Raw genomic sequence first — 9,126 nt, 5'->3', positions numbered from 1 at the left:
TCACCGTAGGGTGGATGACGCTTTTCTCATCCACCTTGGCGCCGCTCGGCGGATCGATGGCGCGCGATCCACCCTACAGGGGGCGTGAGCGGGTGCTTAGCGGCGATCCAGCGAGTAGACGAAGGGCGCCACGATCTCCAGTTCGCCGTTCTGCAGCATGTCCGCCGGCGGTGCCGGCAGTGGCTGGGCGCGGCGGATCATTTCCAGGGTGGCGCGGTCCAGCGAGGCGCTGCCGGAGCGGCCGACCAGGGAGAACGACAGCACCTTGCCGTTGGCATCGAGCACGAAGCGCAGGCGGTTGACCCCTTCGAGGCCGCGGCGGCGGGCGTCTTCCGGGTAGCGCTTGTACTTGGCCAGGTGACCGAGCAGCTTGCTCTGCCAGCTGACCTGAGCCTGGGTCGGCGCACTGACGGGTGCCTGTTGCGGGGCCGCAGCCTTTTCGTCTTTGGCGACGGTCGGCACGTCCTGTGGCGGTGTCGGCTCGGGCTTGACCTCAGGCTTGGGCTCCTGCGGTTTCGGCTTGGGGCGCGGCTTGGGCTTGGCGATGACGATCTTCGGCTTGGGCGCTTCGATGATCTTCGGTTGCGGCTCGGGCTCGACCGGCTTGACCACTGGGGTTGGCGGCGGAACCGGCTTGGGCAGCGCAGCGAGCGGCTCCAGTTCGATCATCATGGCCGCCGGCGGCAGTTCCAGGGGAACGGCCTTGGCGTGCCAGAACAATGCCCAGAAGAACAGCGCGGCATGCAGGCCGATGACGACGAGCAGGCTCACGCCCCAGAAAGGCAGGCGAGCGGTTGAATTCATTGTGCGCCGACCGTTTCCAGGCCAACCAGGCCGATCTTCAGGTAACCGGCACCGCGCAGGTTATCCATGACTTCCATCAGGTCGCCGTAGTCCACGCCCTTGTCGCCACGGACGAAGATGGTCTTGTCCTTGTCGGCCTTGGTCAGCTTGTCCAGGGTCGCGCCGAGCAGGGCCGGATCGACCTCCTCGTTGTCGAGGAACAGGCTGTTGTCTTCCTTGATGCTCAGGTAGATCGGCTTGTCCGGGCGTGGCGCGGGCTTGGCGGTAGACGCCGGCAGATCGATCTTCACATCGACGGTGGCCAGTGGGGCGGCGACCATGAAGATGATCAGCAGCACCAGCATCACGTCGATGAAAGGGGTGACGTTGATCTCGTGGTTTTCCTGGAGATCGTCGCCACCTTCGTTCAGATGCAGACCCATGTCTCAGACCGCCTTGACCATGTGCGGCTGCGCGGCGCGCTCGCTGCTGGCGACCGGCAGGTCGAGATCACGGCTGACCAGCAGCAGGACCTGGGCCGAGGCGTCGGCCACCTGGGCCTTGTAGCTGGCGATGGAGCGGGCGAAGACGTTGTAGATAACCACGGCCGGAATCGCAGCGACCAGGCCCAGGGCGGTGGCCAGCAGGGCTTCGGCGATACCCGGGGCGACCACGGCGAGGTTGGTGGTCTGCGATTTGGCGATGCCGATGAAGCTGTTCATGATGCCCCAGACGGTACCGAACAGACCGACGAAGGGTGCGACGGAGCCGATGGTGGCGAGTACGCCGGTGCCGTGGCTCATGTCGCGGCCGCAAGCGGCGACCAGGCGCTCGAGGCGGAAGCTGACGCGTTCCTTGATGCCGTCCTTTTCCTTGCTGCCGGCGGAGAGCTTGAGCTCCTCGCGCGCATCGTCGATCAGCAGGGCGCTGAAGCTGTGCTTGGCGCGGGCCTGTTCGGCGGCCTGGTTGAGGTTGCGCGCGCCTTTCAGATCGCCCAGTTCGCGGCGCAGGCGGCGGCGGCTGGTGATCAGCTCGATGCTCTTGGCGATCCAGATGGTCCAGGTCAGGACCGAGGCCAGCATCAGGCCGATCATCACGGCTTTCACCACCACGTCGGCGTTCTGGTACATGCCCCAGGGCGTCAGGTCGTGCATCAGGCCTTCTTCTTCGGCCAGGACTGCTTCTTCGCCTTCCAGGGCGACATCACCCGGTGCGGCGGGCGCAGCGTTGGCATCGACGGCCGGGATTGCGCCGGCATCGGCTGCAGCAGGGGCTTCGGCAGTGACGGCTGGCGGCGTTTGCACGGCGTCGGCGGGCGTCGGCTCGTCGGCATAAGCGCTGGGAACCAGCAGCAGGCTGCAAAGCAGAGCTGCGGCGCAGTGGGCACGGAAGGCGATGGATTTCATGCTGGCCTGACCTGGAAAACGTGTAGGGAAGCTGGCAACTGTGGTGGGCTGCCGGGCGAGAGATGTGAATTATTGCAAGGTTTGCCTGCTAATGAAAGTATTTCTCATTGAGGTTGCGCTTATGCCCTGGCGCTTTTCCTGCCTGGCTGCGGGCGCTACCCTGCGCCTTTCCCCGCGGAGTAGAGCTGATGCCCATTTCCCTGATCGCTGGTTGCGGCGATGTCGGCAGCCGTCTGGCCGAGCAACTGGCAGCGGCCGGCTGGCAGGTGCACGGCCTGCGTCGCGATGTCAGTCAGTTGCCATCCTGCGTGCTGCCGGTGGCCGGTGATCTGCATGAAGCGGCCTGCCCGGCGAGCTGGCCCACCGGCGAACTGGACTACCTGGTGTACTGCGCCGCCGCTACCCAGCACGACGAGGCCGGCTATCAACTGGCCTATGTCGAGGGCCTGCGCCATGTGCTGGCCTGGCTGGCCGAGCATGGCCAGCGTCCGCGCCGGGTGCTGTTCGTCTCCAGCAGCAGCGTGTATGGCCAGCAGGGCGGCGAGTGGATCGACGAAACCGCGCCGGCCGAGGCGCAGGGCTATTCCGGGAGGATCATGCGCGAGGCCGAACAACTGGCGCTGCAGAGCGGCCTGGCGGCCAGCGTGGTGCGCCTGACTGGCATCTACGGCCCGGGCCGCGAGTGGCTGCTCACGCAGGTGCGCGAGGGCTATCGGGTGGCCAGCGAGCCGCCGCTGTACGGCAACCGCATCCATGCCGACGATGCGGCAGCCCTGCTGGCCTTCCTGCTGCAGGCCGACGCGCGCGGTGTGACGCTGGACGACATCTACATTGGCGTGGATAACGAGCCGGCGGCGTTGCACGAGGTGGTTGGCTGGCTGCGCGGGCAGCTCGGTGTCAGTCACTGGAGCGAGCAGCAGACGGTGCGCCGTTCCGGCAGCAAGCGCTGCAGCAATGCCCGCGCGCGCGCGCTGGGCTGGGCGCCGCAGTACCCCAGCTACCGCGAAGGCTACGCGGCGCTCCTGGCGGACATGTGAGCGCAGACGCCAACCGGCTGTTGGCCAATGCGCGGTTGCCGGGCGTCGAGCTGTTCCATGCGGATTTTTCCGGCCAGCCCTTCGGCCGCCACAGCCATGATGCCTTTGCCATTGGCGCCATTCTCTCCGGCGTCGGTGGCTATCAGTGCCGGGGCGCGCGGCATGCCATTCCGGCCGGGCATCTGTCGCTGATGAACCCGCAGGAGCCGCATACCGGGCACGCCGAGTCGTCGCGTCTGGTCTACCGCATGCTCTATATCGAGGAAGCGCGCCTGCCGGCGCTGCTTGGTCGCAAACGCCTGCCGCGTGGCTTTGCCGAGCTCAATCCGAGCGACGATGGTGCGGTGGCGGCTGGCCTGGCCCGCGTGGCTGTCGAGTTCGAGCGGCAGGATTGCCTGGCGCTGGAAACCGAACTGCTGAGCCTGCTCGAGCAGGTGTTCGTGCGCCACGGCGGCTTGCGCGCCCTGGCACCTGCACCGCGCGATGGCGGGGTAACGGCACGCCTGCGCGACTACCTGGAGGCGCACTACCGCGAAGCGCTCAGCCTGGAGCAACTCGGCGTCTTGCTGCAGCGCCATCCGCGGCACCTGATCGAAGCCTTCCGTCGCTGCTACGGCGTGCCGCCGCACACCTATCTGCTGCAGCGCCGGGTGCGTGAGGCCAAGCGCCGTCTGTTGGCCGATGAGCCCTTGGTGGAGGTGGCGCTGAGCCTGGGCTTCTACGACCAGGCGCATTTTTCGACGACGTTCCGGCGCTTCACCGGCGTGACACCGGGGCGCTTCCAGCGCGGCCTGCACGCCTGAGTTTCTTCCAATACATGGCGCCTGTGGGGCGTTGAGACTGCTGGCCAGTTCGCTGGAGGTGTCTCGATGCTCGCCCTGTTCCTGTTGGTTGCCGGTACCCATTTCGCTGCCCTGCTGTCGCCCGGGCCGGATTTCGTCCTGTTGCTGCGCAATGCCCTGCTCAAGGGCCGGGCCCAGGCCGACGGCTGCGCGGCCGGTATCGCCCTGGCCAACCTGCTGAGCATGCTGCTGGTGCTGGCCGCGCTGCAGCTGCTGGCGGGCCGGCAGAGCGGGCTCTGGCAGGTGCTGCAGTGGCTGGGCGGTGGCTATTTCATCTGGCTGGGCGTTGCAGCGCTGCTGGCGCGGCGCCAACTGGTGCTGCCCGATGCAGCAGCACAGGCGCCAGGAGGCGTGTGGTGGACTGGCTTGTGGCAGGGGGTGCTGGCCAGCAGCCTGAATCCCAAGCTGCCGATCTTCTACGCCGGGCTGTTCGGTCTGCTGCGTGACGCGGCTATGCCGGGCTGGGCGTTGGCCCTGTGTGTGCTGTGGATGACGCTGGTGGTGCTGGGTTGGGATCTGCTGCTGATCCGCCTGCTGGGCCAGGCGCGCTGGCGCAACTGGCTGCGCCGTCATGTTGCCTGGCTGGATCGCCTGTGTGGCGGTTGCTTGCTGGTGCTGGGCGTCTGCCTGCTGCTGGGCTAGCGGTTAATCGCGTTCCAGCAACCAGGTTTGTGGGCCCGGTTGGAAGTCCGGCACTTCGTCCGCCTGGGCGCGATTGAGGGCCTGGAGGATGCGCAGCTGGTCGCCATCGCGCTGGAAGATCCACACATTGCCCTGCTGGCCGAGTTGCAGCCACAGGCTGTCGTGGTCGCCACTCATCGACGCGCAGTCGCCGGCCAGGCACAGGGCGTAGCGCTCGGCGCCGGGAAAGCCTTCGAGGCTGCCGTCCGGATGGAACAGCACCAGGCCGCCTTCGCCGACACCTTCGCGGATCTTCCAGGTGCCGCCCAGATAAGCGTCGTACAGCGCCCATTCGAAGCTGCTGCCCGGCGGTGCGCCCTCGCTGGCCGCTTGCTGCGGTTTGCTGAAGCGCTGCTCGGGGCTGTTGTCGCTGGCCTGCTGCAACAGGTGACCATCCTGCAGGCTGAGCTGCTCGTGATAGTCGCCTGGGTAGTCGACCCGCCAGTGCCCCGGTTCCTGGGCCACCAGTCGACCTTCGCCGAGCTCAAAGCCATTGCTGTAGGTGGCCAGGCCGCGCGTGCTGTCGACCTGCCATTCCAGGTTCGGGCCGTAGGCCAGCAGGGCCTCGCGCAACGAGCCGCCCTCGCGGGCAGCGTCGATCACCGGCTGGTTGATCCACACCCCGTCCGGGCTGCCGGGTTGGCTGGCGCAGCCGGTGAGCAAGGCAGTGGCGAACAGGAGGCAGGCAAGCTGGCGCATGGCGGGCTCTCTGGTGGGATCAGTCGAGCACCAGGATGCCGTCCATTTCCACCAGCGAACCGCGCGGCAGCGAGGCGACACCGATGGCGGCGCGGGCCGGGTAGGGCTGTTCGAAGTAGCGGCCCATGACTTCATTGACCTTGGCGAAGTGAGCCAGGTCGGTGAGGAAGATGTTCAGCTTGACCACGTCCTTGAACGAGCCGCCGGCAGCCTCGATCACCGCCTTGAGGTTCTCGAACACCTGTACGGTCTGCTCTTCGAAGCCCTGCACCAGCTCCATGGTTTTCGGGTCCAGCGGGATCTGCCCGGACAGGTAGACGGTGTTGCCGGCCTTGATGGCCTGGGAGTAGGTGCCAATGGCGGCTGGGGCTTTGTCGCTGCTGATGACGCTCTTGCTCATGGTGAGCTCCTTGTTATTGAGAGGGTTGCGCGGCCGGGTTGCCGCGACACAAAGGGGTCAGGCGCGCATGCGGGTGATGCGGATCACCCCGGTCAGCGCGCGCAGTTTCTTGATCACGCGGGCCAGGTGCACGCGGTCGTGCACGCTGACGACCAGCTGGACCACGCTGATGCGGCCGTCGCGCTCGTCCATGCTGATCTTCTCGATGTTGCCGTCGGCGGCGTTGACGCTGCTGGCCAGCAGGGCGATCAGGCCGCGCTGGTGTTCCAGCTCGACGCGCAGTTCGACGTTGAATTCGCCGGCGACATCCTTGGCCCAGTTGAGCTGGATGCATTTTTCCGGGTTGTGGCGGATCTCGCTGATGTTCCGGCAGCTGTCCAGGTGCACCACCATGCCCTTGCCGGCGGACAGGTGACCGACGATCGGGTCGCCGGGGATCGGCGTGCAGCACTTGGCGTAGCTCAGCACCAGACCCTCGGTGCCGCGAATCGCCAGCGGGCCTTGGGCACTTGGAGGCTCCTCGCCTTCGCTGGCGAGCATGCGCCGGGCGACCACGTAGGCCATGCGGTTGCCCAGGCCGATGTCTTCCAGCAGGTCCTCGGTCAGCTCCAGGCGGTATTCGTCGAGCACGGCCTGGATGCGCTCCACCGGCAGCGAGTCGAGGTGGCGGCCAAAGCCGGCCAGCACCTTGTTCAGCAGGCGCTCGCCGAGGTTGATCGACTCGGAGCGGCGCTGCAGCTTGAGCGCATGGCGGATATGCGTGCGCGCCTTGCCGGTGACCACGAAGTTGAGCCACGCCGGGTTCGGCCGGGCGCCGGGCGCGGTGACGATTTCCACGGTCGAACCGCTTTCCAGGGCCTGCGACAGCGGCGCCAGGCGGCGGTTGATGCGGCAGGCGATGCAGCTGTTGCCGACGTCGGTATGCACCGCATAGGCGAAGTCGACCGCAGTGGAGCCCTTCGGCAGCTCCATGATGCGGCCCTTGGGCGTGAACACGTAGACCTCGTCCGGAAACAGGTCGATCTTCACGCTCTCGATGAATTCCAGCGAGTTGCCGGCGCGCTGCTGCAGTTCGAGGATGCCTTTGACCCACTGGCGGGCGCGGGCGTGGCTGCCCTTGGGCTGCTCGTCTTCATTGGACTTGTACAGCCAGTGCGCGGCGATGCCGTTGTTGGCCAGCTCTTCCATCTCGCGGGTACGGATCTGGATCTCGATCGGTACGCCGTGCATGCCGAACAACGTGGTATGCAGCGACTGGTAACCGTTGGCCTTGGGGATCGCGATGTAGTCCTTAAAGCGGCCGGGCAGGGGCTTGTACAGGTTGTGCACGGCGCCGAGCACGCGGTAGCAGGTGTCGACCTTGTCGACCACGATGCGGAAGGCGTAGACGTCCATGATCTCGTTGAACGCCCGACGCTTGCCGCGCATCTTCTGGTAGATGCTGTAGAGGTGCTTCTCGCGGCCGATCACCACGCCTTCCATGCCTTCACGCTGCAGGCAGGCGGTGAGCGATTCCTCGATCTTGTTGACGATTTCCTTGCGGTTGCCGCGCGCGCGCTTGACCGCGGTGCGGATGCGCTCGGAACGCATCGGGTGCATGGCCTTGAAGCCCAGGTCCTCGAATTCCACGCGCATGCTGTGCATGCCCAGGCGGTTGGCGATGGGGGCGTAGATTTCCAGGGTTTCCTTGGCGATACGCCGGCGCTTCTCGCCGGACAGCACTTCCAGGGTACGCATGTTGTGCAGGCGGTCGGCCAGCTTGACCAGGATCACGCGGATGTCGCGGGCCATGGCCATGGCCATCTTCTGGAAGTTCTCGGCCTGCGCCTCGGCCTTGGACTGGAAGTCCATCTGGGTCAGTTTGCTGACCCCATCGACCAGCTCGGCCACGGTTTCGCCAAACTGCGCGTGCAGGGCTTCCTTGGCGATGCCGGTGTCCTCGATCACGTCGTGCAGCATCGCGGCCATCAGGCTCTGATGGTCCATGTGCATGTCGGCGAGGATGTTGGCAACTGCCAGGGGATGGGTGACGTAGGCTTCGCCGCTGCGGCGGCGTTGGCCGTCGTGGGCTTGTTCGGCGTAGAAGTAGGCGCGGCGAACCAGGTTCACCTGATCCGCGGCCAAGTAGGTCGAAAGTCTATCGGCGAGGCTGTCTATGCTCGGCAAGGTGTTACCCCCTGCCGTGCAGGCATGTGACCCGGCGCCGCGTGACTTCGACCAGGCATAGGCTTACAGAGGCTCGTTAGCCTCGTCCTCGAGGGCAGCGAAGAAGGGTTCTTCTTCGACCAGGTCATCTTGCGCGATGACGTCGTAATCGACCAGGCCGGCAGCGATTTCACGCAGGGCAACTACGGTCGGCTTGTCATTTTCCCAAGCTACCTTGGGCTCTTTGCCGCCGGTGGCCAGTTGACGGGAACGCTTGGTGGCCAGCATGACCAGCTCAAAACGGTTATCTACGTTGTCCAGGCAGTCTTCAACGGTAACGCGGGCCATGGTGTACCTCGTGGCAAATAGCAAAAAAGCTGGGCCCATATGGGCAAGCGGACTGGATAGTCTAAAAAATCACCAGCACTAAGGGAAGCCCTATCGGCCTGTCCTCAGACCAACAGCTCGCTGAGCAGGCCGGCGTGGCGTTGCTGCTGGGGCTCCTGGCGCAGCTTGTTGGCGCGGAAAATCGCCTTCAAGTCGCTTAGGGCATGGGCGAAATCGTCGTTGATCACCAGGTAGTCGTACTCGACATAGTGGCTCATCTCGCTGACCGCGTCGTGCATGCGCCGCTCGATGATCTCGCTGCTGTCCTGGCCGCGGTTGGTCAGGCGATGGCGCAAGGCCTCCTGGGTCGGCGGCAGGATGAAGATGGATTTGGCCTGGGGCATCAGCTTGCGTACCTGCTGGGCGCCTTGCCAGTCGATCTCGAGGATCAGGTCGAAGCCCTCGGCGAGGGTCTTCTCGACCCATTGCTGCGAGGTGCCGTAGAGGTTGTCGAACACCTGGGCGTGCTCGAGGAAGTCATTGTGGTCGAGCATCGCGGTGAACTGCTCGCGGCTGACGAAGTGGTAGTTGACCCCGTTGGTTTCGCCCGGGCGCATGGCGCGGGTGGTGTGCGAGACCGAGACGCGGATATGCGGCTCGCTGTCGAGCAGGGCCTTGACCAGGCTGGTCTTGCCGGCGCCGGAGGGCGCGGAAACGATGTAGAGGGTGCCGGTGGTAACGGTCATGTCTTGTACCCGAGTGACCAATTGGACTAATGCGTAAAGCGTAGCGAGCGACGGACAGGC

Annotated in this window: 11 protein-coding genes; 3 read left to right on the top strand and 8 right to left on the bottom strand. The window is 65.7% G+C overall.

The window, feature by feature from the left end; genetic code table 11:
* Positions 1–96: 96 nt before the first annotated feature.
* From H3H51_RS03690 to exbB, 3 genes are read right to left on the bottom strand one after another with little or no spacing between them, the layout of a single operon-like run.
* Entirely contained in the window at positions 97–804 is a 708-nt protein-coding gene (locus H3H51_RS03690) for an energy transducer TonB (RefSeq protein ID WP_183087657.1), read from the bottom strand.
* The gene (exbD, locus tag H3H51_RS03685) at positions 801–1,226 is read right to left on the bottom strand and encodes a TonB system transport protein ExbD (RefSeq protein WP_183087656.1); all 426 of its coding nucleotides are present in this window, start codon (positions 1,224–1,226) and stop codon (positions 801–803) included. The genes H3H51_RS03690 and exbD overlap by 4 nt, the downstream gene beginning before the upstream one ends.
* 3 nt (positions 1,227–1,229) lie before the next feature.
* The gene (exbB, locus tag H3H51_RS03680) at positions 1,230–2,189 is read right to left on the bottom strand and encodes a tonB-system energizer ExbB (RefSeq protein WP_183087655.1); all 960 of its coding nucleotides are present in this window, start codon (positions 2,187–2,189) and stop codon (positions 1,230–1,232) included.
* Positions 2,190–2,377: 188 nt separating this feature from the next.
* On the opposite strand from exbB, the gene H3H51_RS03675 reads away from it, so the two are divergent.
* From H3H51_RS03675 to H3H51_RS03665, 3 genes are all read left to right on the top strand, one after another.
* Positions 2,378–3,226, top strand: a complete 849-nt coding sequence (locus H3H51_RS03675) for an NAD-dependent epimerase/dehydratase family protein (protein WP_183087654.1) — start codon at positions 2,378–2,380, stop codon at positions 3,224–3,226.
* Entirely contained in the window at positions 3,223–4,029 is an 807-nt protein-coding gene (locus H3H51_RS03670; RefSeq protein WP_183087653.1) for an AraC family transcriptional regulator, read from the top strand. Before H3H51_RS03675 ends, H3H51_RS03670 begins: the two co-directional genes overlap by 4 nt.
* Before the next feature lie 66 nt (positions 4,030–4,095).
* Positions 4,096–4,710, top strand: coding sequence for a LysE family translocator (locus H3H51_RS03665; protein ID WP_183087652.1), 615 nt, complete (start codon positions 4,096–4,098; stop codon positions 4,708–4,710).
* Positions 4,711–4,713: 3 nt separating this feature from the next.
* On the opposite strand, the gene H3H51_RS03660 is transcribed toward H3H51_RS03665, so the two are convergent.
* The 5 genes from H3H51_RS03660 to gmk all read right to left on the bottom strand — a co-directional run bounded on the left by H3H51_RS03660 (position 4,714) and on the right by gmk (position 9,066).
* On the bottom strand, positions 4,714–5,448 hold the full coding sequence (locus H3H51_RS03660) for a putative periplasmic lipoprotein (RefSeq protein WP_183087651.1): 735 nt from the start codon (positions 5,446–5,448) through the stop codon (positions 4,714–4,716).
* Positions 5,449–5,467: 19 nt separating this feature from the next.
* A complete protein-coding gene (locus tag H3H51_RS03655; RefSeq protein ID WP_183087650.1) occupies positions 5,468–5,848 on the bottom strand; it encodes a RidA family protein in 381 nt (126 codons plus the stop codon).
* 57 nt (positions 5,849–5,905) lie between these two features.
* Positions 5,906–8,014: a bifunctional GTP diphosphokinase/guanosine-3',5'-bis pyrophosphate 3'-pyrophosphohydrolase gene (gene spoT, locus H3H51_RS03650; protein ID WP_183087649.1), complete on the bottom strand. Its 2,109-nt coding sequence runs from the start codon at positions 8,012–8,014 to the stop codon at positions 5,906–5,908.
* A 63-nt stretch (positions 8,015–8,077) separates the two neighbouring features.
* Positions 8,078–8,341 carry a DNA-directed RNA polymerase subunit omega gene (gene rpoZ, locus H3H51_RS03645; protein WP_173211071.1) on the bottom strand — a complete coding sequence of 88 codons (264 nt, stop codon included), beginning with the start codon at positions 8,339–8,341 and terminating at the stop codon, positions 8,078–8,080.
* A 104-nt stretch (positions 8,342–8,445) separates the two neighbouring features.
* Positions 8,446–9,066 (bottom strand): guanylate kinase, encoded by a 621-nt coding sequence (gene gmk, locus H3H51_RS03640; RefSeq protein ID WP_183087648.1) that lies wholly within the window; start codon positions 9,064–9,066, stop codon positions 8,446–8,448.
* Positions 9,067–9,126: the final 60 nt, after the last annotated feature.

Source organism: Aquipseudomonas ullengensis (genome assembly GCF_014174475.1).
Lineage (GTDB): Bacteria > Pseudomonadota > Gammaproteobacteria > Pseudomonadales > Pseudomonadaceae > Aquipseudomonas > Aquipseudomonas ullengensis.
Note: the sequence above shows the minus strand (reverse complement) of the source record. Positions and strands in the feature narration are given on the sequence as shown.

Bases quoted from the DNA above. Each gene is read 5' to 3' on its own strand.
- H3H51_RS03690 (WP_183087657.1), bottom strand. From the start codon at position 804: ATGAATTCAACCGCTCGCCTGCCTTTCTGGGGCGTGAGCCTGCTCGTC.
- exbD (WP_183087656.1), bottom strand. From the start codon at position 1,226: ATGGGTCTGCATCTGAACGAAGGTGGCGACGATCTCCAGGAAAACCAC.
- exbB (WP_183087655.1), bottom strand. From the start codon at position 2,189: ATGAAATCCATCGCCTTCCGTGCCCACTGCGCCGCAGCTCTGCTTTGC.
- H3H51_RS03675 (WP_183087654.1), top strand. From the start codon at position 2,378: ATGCCCATTTCCCTGATCGCTGGTTGCGGCGATGTCGGCAGCCGTCTG.
- H3H51_RS03665 (WP_183087652.1), top strand. From the start codon at position 4,096: ATGCTCGCCCTGTTCCTGTTGGTTGCCGGTACCCATTTCGCTGCCCTG.
- H3H51_RS03660 (WP_183087651.1), bottom strand. From the start codon at position 5,448: ATGCGCCAGCTTGCCTGCCTCCTGTTCGCCACTGCCTTGCTCACCGGC.
- H3H51_RS03655 (WP_183087650.1), bottom strand. From the start codon at position 5,848: ATGAGCAAGAGCGTCATCAGCAGCGACAAAGCCCCAGCCGCCATTGGC.
- rpoZ (WP_173211071.1), bottom strand. From the start codon at position 8,341: ATGGCCCGCGTTACCGTTGAAGACTGCCTGGACAACGTAGATAACCGT.
- gmk (WP_183087648.1), bottom strand. From the start codon at position 9,066: ATGACCGTTACCACCGGCACCCTCTACATCGTTTCCGCGCCCTCCGGC.